At 36.2% G+C, this 18,167-nt stretch carries 14 protein-coding genes; 7 read left to right on the top strand and 7 right to left on the bottom strand.

Features of this window, described 5'->3' with window-relative positions; all coding sequences use genetic code 11:
• The first annotated feature begins 1 nt into the window (after position 1).
• A complete protein-coding gene (locus AC3WJF_RS08525) occupies positions 2-712 on the top strand; it encodes an alpha/beta fold hydrolase (protein WP_492451170.1) in 711 nt (236 codons plus the stop codon).
• Between the two features lie 400 nt (positions 713-1,112).
• Here AC3WJF_RS08525 and AC3WJF_RS08520 read toward each other — a convergent pair whose 3' ends face one another.
• From AC3WJF_RS08520 to AC3WJF_RS08510, 3 genes are all read right to left on the bottom strand, one after another.
• Positions 1,113-1,814, bottom strand: a complete 702-nt coding sequence (locus AC3WJF_RS08520) for an FHA domain-containing protein (protein ID WP_492451168.1) — start codon at positions 1,812-1,814, stop codon at positions 1,113-1,115.
• Positions 1,815-2,398: 584 nt separating this feature from the next.
• Positions 2,399-4,132, bottom strand: coding sequence for a methyl-accepting chemotaxis protein (locus AC3WJF_RS08515; protein WP_492451167.1), 1,734 nt, complete (start codon positions 4,130-4,132; stop codon positions 2,399-2,401).
• A 74-nt stretch (positions 4,133-4,206) separates the two neighbouring features.
• Positions 4,207-4,536 (bottom strand): winged helix-turn-helix transcriptional regulator, encoded by a 330-nt coding sequence (locus AC3WJF_RS08510; protein ID WP_492451165.1) that lies wholly within the window; start codon positions 4,534-4,536, stop codon positions 4,207-4,209.
• A gap of 170 nt (positions 4,537-4,706) precedes the next feature.
• Between AC3WJF_RS08510 and AC3WJF_RS08505 the strand changes: the two genes are divergently transcribed.
• On the top strand, positions 4,707-5,558 hold the full coding sequence (locus tag AC3WJF_RS08505) for a VOC family protein (RefSeq protein WP_492451163.1): 852 nt from the start codon (positions 4,707-4,709) through the stop codon (positions 5,556-5,558).
• A gap of 1 nt (position 5,559) precedes the next feature.
• A complete protein-coding gene (locus AC3WJF_RS08500) occupies positions 5,560-6,636 on the top strand; it encodes an LLM class flavin-dependent oxidoreductase (protein ID WP_492451162.1) in 1,077 nt (358 codons plus the stop codon).
• 267 nt (positions 6,637-6,903) lie between these two features.
• On the opposite strand, the gene helD is transcribed toward AC3WJF_RS08500, so the two are convergent.
• Positions 6,904-9,240, bottom strand: coding sequence for an RNA polymerase recycling motor HelD (helD, locus tag AC3WJF_RS08495; protein WP_492451160.1), 2,337 nt, complete (start codon positions 9,238-9,240; stop codon positions 6,904-6,906).
• 380 nt (positions 9,241-9,620) lie between these two features.
• Here helD and AC3WJF_RS08490 point away from each other — a divergent pair, with 380 nt between their 5' ends.
• The 3 genes from AC3WJF_RS08490 to AC3WJF_RS08480 all read left to right on the top strand — a co-directional run bounded on the left by AC3WJF_RS08490 (position 9,621) and on the right by AC3WJF_RS08480 (position 13,483).
• Complete coding sequence (locus AC3WJF_RS08490) at positions 9,621-10,280, top strand: hypothetical protein (protein ID WP_492451159.1); 660 nt, start codon at positions 9,621-9,623, stop codon at positions 10,278-10,280.
• Between the two features lie 636 nt (positions 10,281-10,916).
• Positions 10,917-11,057 carry a hypothetical protein gene (locus AC3WJF_RS08485; protein ID WP_492451156.1) on the top strand — a complete coding sequence of 47 codons (141 nt, stop codon included), beginning with the start codon at positions 10,917-10,919 and terminating at the stop codon, positions 11,055-11,057.
• 197 nt (positions 11,058-11,254) lie between these two features.
• Positions 11,255-13,483 (top strand): AAA domain-containing protein, encoded by a 2,229-nt coding sequence (locus AC3WJF_RS08480; protein WP_492451155.1) that lies wholly within the window; start codon positions 11,255-11,257, stop codon positions 13,481-13,483.
• 419 nt (positions 13,484-13,902) lie between these two features.
• Here the strand turns inward: AC3WJF_RS08480 and AC3WJF_RS08475 are convergent, their stop codons facing one another.
• From AC3WJF_RS08475 to AC3WJF_RS08465, 3 genes are read right to left on the bottom strand one after another with little or no spacing between them, the layout of a single operon-like run.
• Entirely contained in the window at positions 13,903-14,370 is a 468-nt protein-coding gene (locus AC3WJF_RS08475; protein WP_492451153.1) for a DUF4489 domain-containing protein, read from the bottom strand.
• Between the two features lie 4 nt (positions 14,371-14,374).
• On the bottom strand, positions 14,375-14,860 hold the full coding sequence (locus AC3WJF_RS08470; protein WP_492451151.1) for a DUF4489 domain-containing protein: 486 nt from the start codon (positions 14,858-14,860) through the stop codon (positions 14,375-14,377).
• A gap of 1 nt (position 14,861) precedes the next feature.
• Positions 14,862-15,389 (bottom strand): DUF4489 domain-containing protein, encoded by a 528-nt coding sequence (locus AC3WJF_RS08465; protein ID WP_492451150.1) that lies wholly within the window; start codon positions 15,387-15,389, stop codon positions 14,862-14,864.
• Positions 15,390-15,856: 467 nt separating this feature from the next.
• Between AC3WJF_RS08465 and AC3WJF_RS08460 the strand changes: the two genes are divergently transcribed.
• On the top strand, positions 15,857-17,920 hold the full coding sequence (locus AC3WJF_RS08460; RefSeq protein ID WP_492451148.1) for a DUF4179 domain-containing protein: 2,064 nt from the start codon (positions 15,857-15,859) through the stop codon (positions 17,918-17,920).
• Positions 17,921-18,167: the final 247 nt, after the last annotated feature.

Below are 18,167 nucleotides of genomic sequence, written 5' to 3'. Positions count from 1 at the left end.
AATGCCGATAGCTAATGTAAATGGTATAAATCTATATTATGAAATTCATGGTGAAGGAAAACCTCTTTGTCTTATCCCAGGTCTTAATAATGATGTAACGGATTACAAAAAGATTATTTATTTACTCTCTAAAAATCATAAAGTGATAGCATTTGATAATCGAGGAGTAGGGCGAAGTGATAAACCTGATATACCGTATTCCATTTCAATGATGTCCGAAGATGTTGCAGCACTTCTTAAATATCTTAATATAGAACAGGTTCATGTTCTCGGTATTTCTTTAGGGGGGAGAATTGCCACTGAACTGACATTGCAGCATCCCGATAAAGTAAAGAGTTTAATTCTTGTTTCAACATATGTGCATCGGATTGATAAAAATCTATCAAGCAAAAGATTGGACTTCCTTCTTCGGATTTCGTTGTTAGGAAAAATAGGAAAGAAATTTTCGCAAACCAATCATGCCGTTCTTCGACAACGTGATGCGGCACGTGAATATGATGCAACTGAAAGGTTAGACCAAATCAATGCACCAACTCTCATTTTGCATGGTAAGAAAGACAAATTTGCACCTTACATTCTTGCAGAAGAAATGCACTCCAAAATTCGAAATTCAAAGATGGTTACATTTGGCGGGGGACACCTGTTTTTATTCTTTAAAGTAGAACAGTTTGTGGACACTGTAAATAAATTTTTGAATGGACTTACATTGTAGACGGAATCAATGTATGGAACTAATTTCAAGATTTATATAAAAAAACGGATTTATGGGAAGGAAATCTTAAATCAAATAAAGAATAAAATAATGTTTTACTCAATCTTTGAAAAAAGATTAAAAGGATAAAGCGCTCTATAAGGAATAGACGCGTGGACGGTTCTTTTAGAGGACAATCAGAAGTATTGGGTGCAAAAAGCACAACTAGCGGAAAATAACTAGTTGTGCTTTAAGTGTGTTCTATGCAAAAAAATGTCTTACTCATAATTCTCCTATAGTTGGATAACCATACATGCGGAAACATTCACGCTGAATTGCGTTTGACTTTCATAGTCTACCTTGAATTTGAATGCAGCATTTGTTGGCTGGAAAAATAAAAGGTGACGGGTTTACAGCGATCTCACATTGTTTCCAAGGCATGCAAATCTAGTAAATAGCCGTATCGTGGCACAGAAATGATATATTCTCCATATTTACCTAATTTCTTTCGTAGTCTATAAACAAGGTTATTAATTTCTTCTCGTCCTACATCAGGTATTTCAGTTTCATTAGATAAGCGCTCAGCCCAGACGTTTATTTTTATTTCATCATAACTAACTGCTGTTCCATTTTTTTGATATAACACTCGAAAAAGTTCCATGTCTTTACTTGTAAGATAAATTTGGACTCCATCAATTCGTATTTCTCTTCGTTCAATATTGATCATCAGTCCACTTTCCTCATTTAAATTCTCATTTTGTAATGCAGGTAATTCCATTGTATCACCCAGATTACTCTCAAGATTATTATGGAAGATGAGGATGGCGGCACCTTCAGCCAGGTTAATATTATCCCCATTACGAAGATAGAATGGCTTGTTTTTTTCTAAACGAACATGATTAATTTTTGTTCCATGTTTACTCATTAGATCAACAATAAAATAATTATTGTTATCGAATCCAATTAGGGCATGTTTTCTTGATATATATTGACTTGCAAAAGAAATGTCCGGAAAGATATCGCCCCATTTGCGACCTAATAAAATGTCACTTTCATGCATAGGGATTATATCATTCTGAAAGTCAGTTTCTCCAAGTTTGATAGATAGATACACATTTTGCATTTGCTTGATTGTACTCCTTGAAAATAAATTTCATACAAAAATAGTAAAAGATAAGAAGTGAATTTTATTATAACGATTTATCATCTATTAGACAATGAATCATTGTAGTTATTCCATAATTTAGAAGGTATCCTCTGAATTGTTATTATTTTATTATCGATATGAGATTGAAGTATTACCCCCGAAATTCTAAAATGACAAATAAGAAGGAGGACATGGAAACGAATCGTTAAAAACGATCTATTTACTTCCATTATGGGAAGGTTCATAATCCCATATAAATCTTTTCTTGAAAGGTAATAGTGAAAATGTCGGCAGAAGTAATAAAAACAAGTTATTTAATAGTAGTATTAATATTAATTCATTTACTAGATAGGTAAAAGAAATTGATTAAGAACTTAAATAATAATTAAAAAACACGAGAGAAAAAAATTTTTCCTCGTGTTTCAATTTCCAGCATAAACCGTACTAATCTTAATAGTGCCTATTTCTTTAGCTTCGGATTGATGAATACATCCAGGTAACTTTCGAATATGGCAATTCTCAGTAGATAGGAGGGGAGTCCCCCTCCTATTCGATTATGATTAAAATTTAAACTGCTGGATTAGATTGTTTAAATTAGTCGCTTGCTCTTCCAGAATCTTTGCGCTTTTTGCTACTACTTCCATTGAGCTGCTGGATTGCTCTGTAGTAGCAGTTATTTCCTCAACACCAGCTGCTGTCTCCTCTGAAACGGAAGCGATTGCATCGATTGCTTCATTGATTTCTTTTGTATTATCCAACACATTAAACATTGCGGCAGCCATGTTGTCTACTTGAGTTCCAGCGTTTTCAATCGAGTCTTTAAGGTTTTTTAAGGTTTTACCGGTTATATTAATTTGTTTTGTTCCGTCCGCTACCAACTGATAGCCATCCTCAAGAGTATCAACTACTTGCTTGGATTCATTTTGAATATCGGTAACAACGAAGGTAATATTTGTTAGCGATTGTGTTACTTGATCAGCTAATTTTCTTACCTCATCTGCAACTACAGAAAAACCTTTTCCATGCTCTCCCGCTCGTGCCGCTTCAATTGCAGCATTTAACGATAATAGATTTGTTTGCTCAGAAATATCTTTTATCACTTTTACTAGATTGGTAATTTGACCTGTCTTATGATCCAAACTTTTCACCATATGTAATGAATTCTTAATTCTTTCATCAATCACATGCATTTGCTGAACAGAATGCAACATATATTGTCCGCCTTCTTCCGTCATTTTTAGCATTTGATTCGAGCTTTCCTTGACACTTTCACCTTGAATGGCTGCTTGCATGATCGTTTGAGAGAAGTCATTCATTTTTTCTGCCAGTGTAGTTGCTGAATTAGCTTGTTCTTCCGCACCATTTGATAGTTCTTGCATCGTTGTTGCAATCTGTGTAATACCAATTCCCACTTCTTCGGCATATTGCGTCAGTTCTCCACTTTGGCTTGTAACATGATCAGAAACCTTTGTAATATCAAGAATCATGTTGCGAAGCTTTTCCTTCATATAGTTCATCGAGTTTATTAATTGACCGATTTCATCTTTTCTTTTTGAATTTGTGGCTTCCATTGTAAGGTTTCCACCAGCCATTTCTCCCATTCGTAGGGTAAGTTTCTTAATTGGGAAAGCCAGATGATTTGAAAATAGGAAAGTAATAATACTACCAATTATTAAAGCGATAGCTAGTGTAATAAGTAAAATATAAAGGATGGAATTTGCAGATTTGTTGAATTCCATTGAATAAGTGCCTGCCGAAATGACCCATCCCCAATTTGGATCCACTTCACTATAAGTGGTTTTTTGAGCAATTTGCTTTTCATTATTTGGCAGCGGCCAATAATAGGTAGTAAAACCTCCGCCAGCTTTTGCCTTCTTAACTAGGTCATGAATATAGTAATAACCATTTTGATCTTTTGAGTTCCAAACATTCTTTCCTTCCAAGGAAGGATGCGCAAGCTCAGTACCTTTTTCATCTAAAACAAAAAAATAACCGTTTTTTCCAAGATCTATTTTGTTTGCAATAGTTCTGGTTCCATCTGAACTTTTAGGACCGATGAGAGCGGTTTTTACTTTTTCCTGTGCTTCATCGATCGATAAATGGCCTTTTAAAACTTCGTCACTTAAACCATTTATCATTTGAATGGCCATTCTTACACCATTTTTCATATTTGTTTGGCTTAATTCAGTAAGTTGTAGTCTTGCTTGATAAAAGCCTACAAGTCCAATAATTAATGTAGGAATAGCTAACATAAGCAACGTATTGCTAATAATTTTTGATTTAATAGATTTCATCTAAGATCCCTTCCTAGTCATTTGAAAATAGTTGATGTTAAACGCAAACGCGGGGGCGGCTCCATTGTTTCTTTTTAAGAGCCGTTTCCGTTGTTTTCTTCCTTAATCCAAAGTTCGGACCAGTTCTCAATTGTTCTTAATATGGGTTCCATGGAACGTCCTTTTTCTGTTAATGTATACTCAATGATGACTGGCGTTTCAGGTATCACCTTACGTTTTACCAGCCCTTGGTACTCCAATTCTTTTAAACGATCGGATAATACTTTTCCACTTATACCAATAGATTGAATTTCATTAAACCTTTGTGATCCTAATAATAATTGATAGATAACTAATGCTGTCCATCTTTGACTTAATAGCGAAATGGCCTTTTCAAATTTTGGGCAGATGGTATGCTGTTTCATTTTTTAATGCACCTCACTTATTCTCTATAGTATCACAAATTAGATACTAAATTACAAATATAAATTTAGTTACTTGACATAATTTAATTAATTAAATATACTAACTTACATAAAGTTACTAAAGTAAAGTGTATTTTCATCATAAGAAATGTACTTTAGGAGGGTTATCAATGGGATTTCATACGAAACCAACAACATTTGTAGGGCATGTAAAAGTTAAAGTGGCAAATTTACAGCGTTCAAAAGAATTTTATAAAGATGTTCTGGGATTCGATATATTAGAACAAACAACTTCAACAGTAAAACTAACAACGGATGGGAAAACAAGTTTTTTATCACTGGAACAACCTGATGATGTTATACAAAAACAGGGAAGAACTACTGGCTTATATCATTTTGCGATTCTATTACCAGATCAATCGGCTTTAGCCAATATTGTCGTTCATTTAAGAGAAAAAGGAATTCGCTTTGGAGCTTCTGATCATCTTGTCAGTGAAGCATTATACCTACACGATCCAGATGGTAATGAGATTGAAATTTATCGAGATCGGGTTCCTTCTGAATGGAATTGGGATGGCGATGAAGTGGGAATGGCTGTTGATCCATTAAATTTTGATAACTTGTTAAAACATGCAACTCTGGGTAAGCCTTGGGAAAGAATGCCTGCTGAAACGGTAATGGGTCACATTCATTTACATGTGTCAGAACTAAATAAGACAGAAGAATTCTATGTAAAAGGACTGGGGATGGACGTAGTTAATCGATTTGGAGAACAAGCTTTGTTTCTTTCTTACGGAAAATATCACCATCATGTAGGGGTTAACACTTGGAATGGTGTAGGGGCTCCTGCTCCAGCCAAAAATAGTGTAGGTCTCGAATCGTTTACGCTCATTTTTGATAATGAAGGGGCTCGTAATCAAGTGGTTACGAATTTGAAGTGGATAGGTGCAGAGGTATTAGAAGAAAACAATCATTTTATCACTTTTGATCCTTCCGGAAACGCAATAGAGTTAGCTATATAAGATGGGAGGTATCCAATTGGCTACTAAAAAAAGTGCTGGTCTTGAAATTGGTATTTATACACTTGCAGATATTGGTCCGGACCCCTTAACCTCCAAGAAGATAACGGCAAAGGAAAGAATAAAAGAAATCATTCAAGCCGCAAAACTTGCGGATGAGGCAGGATTAGATGTATTTGGCGTAGGAGAACATCATCGACTGGATTATGCTTCTTCTTCTCCTGCGGTTCTATTGGCTGCTATTGCACAAATTACCAATCAAATTAGATTAACAAGTACTACAAGTGTTTTAAGTACACTTGATCCAGTTCGTCTATTTGAAGATTTTGCTACATTGGATGTACTATCGGATGGTCGAGCAGAAATACTGGCTGGGAGAGGAGCATTTATAGAATCATTTCCTCTTTTCGGTTATAGTACAAACGATTATGACGAATTGTTTGAAGAACATATGCAGCTCCTATTAAAACTAACCGAAAATGAGACTGTCACATGGTCGGGAAAGTTTCGTTCTTCTTTAAGAAATGCTGAAATTTCCCCAAGACCGGTACAAGAAAAATTACCAATTTGGATTGGAGTTGGAGGTACACCCGAGAGTGCCGTTCGTGCTGGAAGATTTGGGGTAGGAATGGCTTTAGCTATCTTGGGTGGTAATGCAAGACGTTTTAAGCCGCTTGTCGATATTTATCGTCAAGCCGGACTGGATGCGGGACACTCACTAGAATCATTGAAGGTTGGTGTAACCGGACATGCTTATATAGCTCAGACAACACAGCAAGCGAAGGACGAGTTTTATCCTTATTACGCTAATTATTGGGAATATGTAAACCGTCAGCGTGGAATGGGGACAAGAATGTCAAGAAATGACTTCGAACAAATGGCAGGTCCTGATACTGCATTGTTTGTAGGGAGTCCGCAACAAATCGTCGAGAAGATCCTTCAACAACATGAGCTCTTTGGTCACCATCGTTTCTTGGCACAGTTAGATATAGGTGGTCAATCGTTTAAGAATGTAGCTGAAGGCATTGAATTGTTAGCAACGAAAATTGCTCCAATCGTTCAAAGAGAAATAAGCAAATAAACTTTTTATAGTCGGTGTGAAATAATATAAATGCTATGCTTGATGAAGTTGTTGTTTGGAGCGGAGCATGAAAAATGTATTAAGTAAATTGGATTCTGACATTAGAATGGCATTTGAAACATTAATGGCCAGTTTAATAGAGGTATTAATTTAATTTTGAATATAAAGAAGCCAAAACTATGTAAGCAATGTATAAAAGGCTTTCATAGTTTTGGCTGTTTAGATTTATTAAAGTACTAGTTTTTTTATATAAAATATATAACTATGTTAAGATCCAATGTAACCTTCCTGTAAAACGTTTTGTAAAAAAGGGCTTGGATTGCCTACACTGTATAGCTGTAAATAATGCATAGCCCTAGTGCAAGCGGTGTAGAAAACTCTACGAAGGCTCTCATCATCGTATGCTTGTTCTGAAGCATCATAAATGATGACGGCGTCGAATTCAATGCCTTTGGACAAATAAGCTGGTGTGACAACTACTCCTTGTTCATATTCAATCGAGTTGTACTTCAAGAGCTTAATATCCTCAATGCTAGAAAGAGCTTCATATGCACTTTTACTTTCTTTAGCTGATTTACAAATAATCGCAATACTACTATATCCATCCTTTCGCAAATCAGCGACTTTGGTTGTAATGCATTGGTGCAGATCGGTGTGATTGGACAATTGTGTCAACACAGGTAGCTCACCTTCGCGTTCGAAAGGAATGATCCGTTTGCCGCCAGGCACGAGTCTGCGTGTGAATTCGATGATCGGTTTTGTGGATCGGTAGCTCCGTGCCATGTTGATCACTTCTGTATCCTCCGGTCCATATAAGCTCGTAAGTGTGTGAAAATCAACCATTTCACTGGCATGGGCGAATATTGCCTGATTAAAGTCGCCGAGAACAGTCATCCTTGCTGAAGGAAACAAGCGCTTTAAGAACTCGAATTGAAAAGGGGAATAGTCCTGTGCTTCGTCAACAACTATGTGTTTAATGGAACTGTTCGTCTGAAAGTCTAGAAGTAACTCTTTCATAAATAAAAACGGAGTAGCATCTTCATAAAATAGTTTGCCTTCGTCTAGCATTTTCAGTGTTGATTGACAAATATCAGTCCATTCCGCGGGTACATCCTCTTTCATCCACTGTTTGATTTTTTCAGGATCGGCAAAAAGCTGCTTGTACAACCCCTTAATGTCGATAAAACGATATGCGCGGATTCGTTTCCGCAAAGGTTTCAACTTCTGGCGGACAATTAATCTTGCAAGTGCCTTAGGCTCCATCTCATAATCAGCAATCGATTCTCCATTAAAACCGCGTTTTTTGGCTAAGTAGGTATAGGCTTTATGGTATTCCTCGTTACTAAGAAGCTCGATTTCCTCCTGTACCCATGGCTTAGTTCGTTCGGCTTTTTCGGCTTGGTCTATTTGTTTCAATAACCAATCCTTCAATTTTTCAAGTCTGTTATGGAAGCGGAGTGAGTTGTCGCTATTATAAAACCTTTTTGCAATTTCCTCCGCGGGAACAATTGGTTTCCCTCTGAAGATAATTCCTTTGAATAGCATTCCGGATAACTCCAACGACTGTCTGTATGATTTGATAGCGTCAAAAAAACGGGTAGATGCCTTGAATCGTATACTTGCAAGCCTTGAATTGTACAAAGTGGTTTCCATTTCAGTTAATACATATTCCAATTGCTCATAGGGATTTTCAACTTCAAATTCTTTACTCAGCCGATGGTCCAAGTATTCCTGAAACGTGACCTGCTGCATATTTTCTTCGCCAAGTTCCGGTAACACATTGGACACATAACTATTAAACAGCGAATTAGGCGAAAAAAGAATAATTTGATCAGCATTCAGACTATCTCGATATTTGTAAAGTAAATAAGCAATCCGTTGTAGAGCGGCCGATGTCTTCCCGCTGCCAGCTGCACCGTGTACAATGAGGAGCCTCTTGCGATCATGACGGATAATCCTATTTTGTTCTTGTTGAATGGTAGCTACGATATTGTGCATATGTTTATCAGTACTTTTGCCTAGTACCTGCTGCAAAATCTCGTCTCCAATGGTGAGACTTGTATCAAACATGGATTGGAGAATGCCGCCATGGATAAGATATTGCCACTTTTTCTCCAAAATACCGTTTATTACGCCTCCTGGTGTTACATACCTAGCAGGACCAGGTTGGTAATCGTAGTAGACACTCGAAACCGGTGCCCTCCAGTCATAGATTAAGAAATTATCGCCACTTGTATCCGTAAGTGTTGAGATTCCAATATATATTTGTTCCTGAGTTGCAGCCCCTTCTTCAGTGAAATCGATTCGTCCGAAGTAAGGAACTTCCTGCATACGACGAAGGGTGGCTAATCTTTTGGATGCATGTCTATGGGTGCTTTGGCTTACGGATAGAGCTTGTGCCTCTTGTCTCAAGCCGATAATGGTCTCTAGAAAATCATCGAAGGTATCGATATTCACCTTGATTTCGTCCCAAAAGTGTTTGCGTATATTAATCACTTCGTTTTTACGTTCAGTAGTTTCAGCCTCCAATCTGCTGATTTGCTCCTTAATAGTTTCCATTACATTGTCCACTCGTTTTTGTTCCTGCTGAAATTCTAAATTCAAGGCAAACACTCCTTTTAAAAATATAGGGGTTGACTATCGAAAAGTTATGTTATATAATTAAAATAGGGATAATATATTGTTTTATTAAATGAAAGATATATATCTATATAAATTTACCACGGATACTCATTTTTTTCAATAACAAATTAATGAACATACTGCCCTTACATACATAAATTAAATGCCAGAAATATGTGGCTTTTTCAAATAAGAACCCTTCAAACGCTTTGTTTTGAAGGGTTTCTTTTTTTTAGGGATTCAACTTCTACAATATCTTTGCTCAATAAGCATTTTGAAAAAAATGACACCAAAACAGTTTGGCTTTCGTAGAAATAGTGGAGCATTTTTTGCTTATCCTTAATAAATTGGATGTGTTTCATATGATAAAAAATAAAAAAATGTTTTTTCTTGCTATTATTCTTTTGATTGGATCTATGGTTTTAAATTTTCCTTTTCCAGACGATAATCCTTATGGTGAGACGATTGCAACGGTATTGAATATACCTGTAAAATCAGTAAATGGACTTCAATACGTTGGACTTACATCCTTAATTTTATTAATTGCAAGTTTAATTATCCTTTCCAAATCAGTAAAAAGATCTCATGGACGTATCGTCTTACTTGCTCTTGTAGTCGCTATGTTCGCACCACCATTAATCGTAAGTTCATTTCAAAAAACATTTGCAAGGGGCATTTATGCTGTTTCGTATGATCGTGATCATAGTAAGTGTCATTTTGACATGATTAATAAAACAACATTACATGGGGAATGTGAGTTACCTTTTGAAAATTATAGCAAACACGATGTTCAATTTACGGTTGAATTTTATGATAAATACGATGATGAAGATTATGTTCAAATGTTATCCTTAATGAACAACAATGCACCTTATAAGGTGAAGTTGGAAGGAAATAGGCGAAAAACTGTGAAATTAGAGACGAATATTGATGTGTCAAATATTAGGAATCACGTTGAAAATGGTGGTTCCCAAGGTATGGATATAATTATTAAATCAGGAGGGAAAATGAGGAAACTTTAAGGCAGGAATTAAGGGGACATGGACTTATTATGAAATTTTCATTTTTTGTTCAGGAGTCAGTCTTTTATTGTGTAGACTAAGTTCAAGATGGAATTATTCGAGATTCGTAAAATGAGAGCAAAGCAAGTTGCTGTTACAGATGGACTGATATTATCCGCCAACATAATCTTTATTCTATTTAAAGTATCATTAGCACAATTTTTTGGGATTCTAGGGATATTAGGGTTGAGAAAAAGTGACTCTGCGAGGTCAATTTTTAAAATAAGTTATCCCAGATGTGTATTACCGTAGATGTATCTCGCATTAAATACAATGAACGCCTGAACGATAGTAAATCTTCTTCCGTTTTTTTTTTGCGCTCTTTTTACAACTGCTTTACTTCCAATTTCTTCTTTATCTATTCCTTTTCTTTCTTACTAATCTTTACCCCCTATTAACTATAAATCTTTCATGGCATTATTACATTAAGTCCAAATAATTTGAAATAGGGTTTAACCATTGTTAATTTGCAAAGAGTTAGGTATTCTCTTCATTATACAAATTACCACACAAGAGCTAGTAAGAATTAATGAAGGACACTTTAAATGGAAAAAGAAGAAGAAATGTCCTTCACAAAGCAAATGAAGGACACCTTCCATGCAAAAAGAAGAAGAAATGTCCTTCACAAAGCAGATGAAGGACACTTTCGATGCAAAAAGAAGAAGAAATGTCCTTCATAAAGTAGTTGAAGGACATCTTCCATACAAAATGAAGATAAAATGTCTTTCGTCTAGCTGATGGATGCTACTTTTCGTGCATCATATAATATGTCCTTCATATAACCTAGTTACAACTGCAAATATGGATGATGAATACCGAACTGCTATTCCTTTTAAAAGACATAAACTTATTGATATCCATTCAATTTGGCAAAACACAACAAAACGGACCAGCATTGAAACAATCTTTTATAAAGTAAAGGACAATGAAAGCAAATGACAACAACCGTAACGTATATCAAAGAATGGCAGCATGCTCTGCAACAAGAAATAAATCACTTAAAAAAGTTTGGTGGAAGCCGCTATTCTGTAACAAATGGAAGGCTGTTATCAAACGACGGACCCTATAGCTATTATTTTGATACAGCCATCGCATTAAGGATACCAGTTGGATCCTCCATAAAATTGGAATGGGGAACAATGAAAAGTAATGGAAAGGTGCTTTCCTCTGAAGGTAGGGGAATTATTATTGCCTTAGAACAGAACTTTGGTGACCTTATCTCAGATGCTTTTCTGCTGCATGACCCATGGGAACTGCTTGAACAATTAATAGAGCGTTTGGATGAAATCAAAAAAAGCAAACAAAAGCGGATGCGAGTGAAGAGATTAATGAATCCTTCAATGGAAACTAAACATCCCAAGGAGAAGATCAAGAGCAATGTCCATGAATTGATTTTGAGGTCTAAATACAATCCTGTAACATTTGTCTGGGGTCCCCCGGGTACCGGAAAGACATATACCTTGGCCAGAACCGCAGCTAATAAATATTTTCAGAAGAAAAAAGTGTTAATTTTGTCGCATAGCAATCAAGCTGTCGATGTATTGATGGGGGAACTGACGGATTTTATTAAAAAGAAAAAAAGATTTCGAGAAGGGGATGTGCTCCGCTACGGTGGGAACAGCGGGGAAGCACTATCTGCGAATCACGAAATTACCACAAATTTGCTTATTGAAAAGCAAGATCCACTTCTTGCCCAAGATAGAGAGAGACTAGTGGAAGAAAGACGTCACTTAAAGCAAGACTTGGCCCAATCTTTCAGTAAACGAGATTCGGATCATCTGCTGGAACTAGAAACAAAGATTGCCAGACTACTGGAAAAGGTCCGGAAGCAAGAAGTGCAATTAGTAAAAGATGCGTTCATTGTCGGCACTACGCTGGCAAAGGCGGCAAGTGACAGCGCTGTTTATGAACCGGAATATGACATCGTCATCCTTGATGAAGCAAGTATGGCCTATGTACCACAGGCGGCTTTTGCTGCAAGTCTAGGAAAGAGAGTCATTATTTGCGGTGACTTCAAGCAATTGCCTCCGATCGCTTCAAGCCGAAACCAGCTTGTGGCCAAATGGTTAAAAGAAGATGTGTTTCATAAGGCTGGAGTGGTGGAATGGTTGAATAAAGAGAAACTTCATCCTCAGCTCTTTTTATTAAAAGAGCAGCGCAGAATGCACCCTGATATTTCAGCTTTTACCAATCGGTACATCTATCATTCACTGGTTGGAGATCACGAAAGTGTTTATAAAAGCAGAAATAGCATCACTTGCCTTGCTCCTTTTAAAGAGCAAGCTGCTGTGCTTCTGGATACGAGTTTCACAGGCATGCATTGTGTTAGTGATAGAACAACCAATTCCAGATTTAATCTATGGCAGCTACTTCTGTCTTTTCAATTGATTCATGAAGCATATTCAGCTGGAGTTAAATCAATCGGGTATGTGACACCATACCGTGCCCAGGCGAATCTTATGGAATTTCTTCTTGAAGAAATATATGAGAAAGAGCGCAACGGGGCCGATATTATTGCAGCCACTGTTCACCGCTTTCAGGGGAGTGAACGCGATGTAATGATTTTTGATACGGTTGATAGTGCCCCGCAAGCCCGTGCTGGTATGCTAGTAACTGGACAGGACAGTGAACGTTTAATTAACGTAGCTGTTACGAGAACAAAAGGAAAGTTTCTTCACGTCAGCGACAGAAATTTTATCGAAAGGCATATTTATAAAGGAAAAACGCTGCGACAACTTGTTGACCATCAGGTACGACATAATCAAACGGTCACAACAAAAGAAATTGGTTCCTGGATTCAAAACCAACACCAAAAATTAAGATGGATTCATGCAAGAAAAGTGGAAGCTGCATTTCGGGACTTGAGATCGGCAAAATCATCGATTATTATTTCCTTACCAGAAGGAACAAAGTTATCTGAGGAATGGAATAAGCAGTTAATAAATAGAGAAAAGCGATTAAAATTGACTGTTGTTTCCAAGCAAAAGTGGAGCAACTGCGATGTCTGGCTGGACGAAAGCTTTCCATATCCGTTTGTGATGATTGACGAAAAAGTTTTGTGGTTAGGAATTCCGCTCGAAGGCGCCAGAGGAGTCCAGCCTCCTTATGTAGCAGCCAGACTTAGTTCTAGGAAAGTATGTGAATATTTGTTAAAGCAGATTTAGTTTAGCTGTTTTTTGAGCACACTCATGTGGAGAGACCTAAAACTATCTTTCTAGTTGTAATCTCTAAAAAATATATCTCTTTGGTTGAAAAGTAATGATTCGATTTTAAAAATTTTTAAAATGGTTTAGAGACATGGAGTCTACCTAGCATCTAAGAATTTAACATTAAACAAAACTATGCTCCTTATTAACTTGCAAATATGATTGTATTCGTCATAAATAATAACTGCCCCCAATGCGGTAATGCTTTTACAGCAGAATGGGCAGTTATTTTATTTATTCAACATCTTTAAAGATATTCGATAAAACAATTGAGAATTTTTCAAAATGGTTACCAGCATGTTAAAAGGCTCAATTTTCGTACAAATAAACGTAAATAGTCTAATGGGAAGTGTCAACAATCCAAAAGTACAAATCTTTTACTCTGTTGTACCAGGACTAACAATCGCGGAAAATTTCTGTTTTGAGATCTTTAAGGTTGTATTGTTAAGGGTTATGTCGATTAATTGTAAAACGTATGTGAAGGAGTCATCACATTGATTACCAAGACATTCGCAATAAGTAAGCACCAGCGGTTCAATTGTAACGTTTTCCGTAACCGGGGTTGGAATGATTTCAGAAGCGCTTAAGTTCCATTCTTCTAATACTCTCAATTCACCTGTATGGTTATTTTTACGAATGAGTCTATAAACAACATTTAAGATGGGATTAGCGTTAAAAACCGAGGTTTCAAGGTTGGAGTAGTAATTTAGTAGAATACAGGGCATTTCTGTCATTCTTGTATTTATTTTTACTTTTGCAAGAATGATTGATTCATTTACTTCATTTGGCAAATTAACGTTAAAAACTTTACCGCATTTTAGAAAAGAAATGCTTTCAACACTCATTTTTTCATCTCCCTTCTTCAAACACTTGGGCAGTCATGATTTTTTGCGTAATATCATAGGAAGATTGATCCGATATATTTACTTTTACTAGTTCAAAAATATAAGTGCAATTCTCACCATGTTCTGTATCTAAACAATCAGCATAAACAACAGGTTCTTTCACATTTATGTCCATTGGGAAAACCCTTCTAAACGGCCATTCTCTAAGGACTTCCGCAGTGGAGTGGTCACATTTTCTTACCAGCCTAAATACAAGCTCCACAAATCTTTCCTTTCTTAAAATGGAAGTAATAAAGCCGGAAAAAGAAAGTAAAATATGTGATCTGCTTATTTTATTTGTATTTATAGTTAGCTCTGCCAATTTAACAGGGGGATTATTTCTATTTAATTGAAGCGGTAAAATAGGATGAAATATTTTTCCGCATACAACAAAAGGGGCATTATTTTGCTCAGGTTGCTTTGAATCTCTGCTTTTATAATAGTGTTTCAAGCTAATACCTCCCTTTTTTTACATAGGAATTATTCGGCTTTTTCATATGGCTGGATCCTTCCCTTAAAAGGGTGGCAGAGAAGGTTTTATTTGTAATACCAAAGTTCCTTACATTATTAGTTTGGATTTGAGCAATTTCTAGTTTATATGTTAATTTTTTATCTTCATCGTGATCTAAGCGGTCACAAAAATTAAGTACAGTGGGCTGATTTGTGCTTAAATTACCTACTTCTGTTACCCCTGGAGTTTCAAGCTCAAACTCCCATTCCTGTAAAATTTGCGCATAATTTTCTTTACAATTTTCCCTTACTAGACGGTAAACGATAAATATTTTTGGATGAAGTCCGAACAATGAAAACTGAATGAACTCCGAATATTGCAGAAGTACACAGGGCCTTTTGACCAAGCCAGTGTTGACACTGACCTCAGCTAAAACAATAGGTGGATCACTAACATTAAGATTTGGTGGCAAATTAATGTTGAAAGTCTTGCCACATTTTAGAATGGATGAATATCTATATTTGCTCATTTATACTCTCCTTAGCGATAAGTATCCCGAATCTATAAATTCAGTTGTATTTCCTACATCATATTCAAATAAAAAAATTAGGAAACATGGGGAAACATGGGGACGGTTCTCTTGTTTCGGTCGAGATTATATCCGATGGATGAGAAAAAGGTAATATCGAGCTGCTTGATTCTTGTCTGCTCTTCAATCAATTGAAACATGGGTGAAACACGGGGACGGTTCTCTTGTTTCGGTTGAGATTATATCCAATGGATGAAAAAAGGTAATATCGTGCTGCTTGATTCTTGTCTGTTCTTCAACCGTCTTAGAAATAGTTACGACCATCAATTTGGCACAACCTAGTTACCCAACTTTGAAACAATTTTATATCTAGTTATTTCTTGTATAAGCTACACTACTAATATTGTAAAAAACTTCCTCTCAATATATCATTAATGAAGAGAATGATATAAGGGGGAAACACATTTATGATTCCAACAAAAATAGAACCCATTTCAATCACTATGAAAAGTGACAAGGGCATGGAACCCATCGTTGATTGGTTCCTTCAACATATACATACCTTCTATTCTCTTGGATGGTCATATCTTAGGAATCAGGAGCAAATGGAAGAGCTTTTTTTTCGTTCCATTATTAAAGTCCATAAGGAATTGCCTCGATTCAAGAATGAAACATCATTCGAGATGAGAGTTACATCCATTTTTATAGATACATGCCGGGAGCTTACAAACGATAAAAGTTTACAAGTTTCCGAGGAAAGTAAATCTCGTCATGATTTATTTAAAGCACTCGATGAGTTGAAAGAGTTTGAGAAAGAGGCATTGGTTTTTACATATATAAAAGGAATTTCTAAGGAGGAAACAGCAGATCTTCTTCAAGTGTCAGTGGAAGAGTTGAAAGAGCATTTGTTTTTCGGAATCCAGTCACTTAAAAATGGCAAGGGTTATGGGGCAAGCTTTAATGGCTGTAAAGAGTATAATAAGCATTATATCGATTATTTAGAAGGAACCATGGATCGGTCGAAAAAGGTTGATTTCGAGACACATATTTTTCATTGTCAAGACTGTCAGGAGGAGTTGGCCTCTTTTCAGGATGACATGTTAACCCTTGTAAATTTTACGGAAAAGATGGAGGATTTCCATGTGCCATCTGATTTCATGGAGAACGTCAAGGCAAGGCTTGCTGAAATGGAAAAGCATAGACAACGAAAGATTAAGAAACGTAAAAGAATCGGGATTGTTTTAGCAAGTGTTATCGCTTTATTAATGGTTATAGAAGCTTTTACAGGGACTTTTACAAACCTCTACTATACGTGGACTGAAGAGGACCAGCAATTGAGAGCCTTTCTGCAACATGGCCTGGGTGAAAGACTGAACCTTGAAGCGGAAAATAATGGGGTGAAGATTAGAATCAAGAGCGCGATTGCTGATGATGTGCAGACGCTTGTTTGTTATGAAATAGAAGGTACTGCCAAGGATAATCAATATGTGATGGATTATGAAGGTGTCTCTGTGGAGAACGAGCATGAAATAATGAACGATGAAACATTTCAAAGATATTATCATTATCCTCTCGACCTTAAATCGAAAGTAAATAATAAAAAAAAGAACGTGTTTCACGGAAAGTTGAGTCTGCAGCCACTGATAAAGGATAACGGAACAATCAAGCTTAAAATTACAAAACTTCTGAAATTAAGTCGTGATTCCTCTAACACGAATTCTTACGAGAACATGGAATATGAAAATGGGGAGTGGAACTTCGAGATTCCTGTAACAAAACATCCCTCTATCGAATACGCATTGAATAAAGAAACAAAAGTCGAAGGGATCCCAGTTCGATTCGATAAACTAACGATTGCTCCTACGACAACAATCTTGGAATTTTCAATTAATAACGAAATATCAGGGAAGCGGATAGAATTTCTTAATGTTGACAATCTTGAAATGAACAATAAAAAAGTGAAAGCTGATATTTATGGCAGCTCTTTTACAGAAGATTACATGAATTGGAATACTTTTCAGGCACGCTTAGACCCACTTTTTGGAGAAAAGTCAAAAGAGGTTAATGTTCAATTCAAATCTGTTTTTATAGCAGTAAAAGATCCAAAAACCATCAAACTGGATGCTTCTAGAGGATATCCTCAAACCTTTGAATATGCTGGCAGCACCATTTCGATTGATAAGGTGGAAGTTGGAAAGCCTACCAATGTTGTGATAAGCAATCATGAAATCAAGAATCGAGCATATGGGTCTCTTGAATTCGATATTGTCGGTGCGCATGAAAAGGAAATTAATTCAATGGGGATGGAGTCTGAAGGAGTGATTGTTGATAAAAATGGGGTTGAATATGATATGAATGATATCCCTGCAGCATATGAAGAAATCAAGCAGCCACGGTATTTCACTACAGTTCAAAACATAACCTTACAAAATGAAGATTCTGAAGAAAGTGTGATTCCAAAAGAGCTGCGGATTCAAGGATATAATACGACAAAATACTTAGATGATGTTGTGAAGCTTTCGTTGAAATAACATGTATCGCTTATTCTGTTGTCCTACGAATTCTTAATATAGGTAAGACAACTCAGTAAGCGAAGGATTAATTTTATCCTTATTAATATAGTTATTGTGATATGTACAATTAGATCTAGATGGTCAACTATTTAAAATGTATGAGAAGGCATTGAATTGTTAGCAACTGAAAATGAAGATTTAACAAAAACGGGCAACCAAAACAATTTGGCTGCCCGTTATTAAAATAGTAAATAAGGTGCAAGTA

The sequence above is a fragment of the Heyndrickxia sp. FW510-T9 genome (assembly GCF_058781025.1).
The sequence above is the reverse complement of the archived record's forward strand: the minus strand, read 5'-3'. Positions and strand labels throughout refer to the sequence as shown.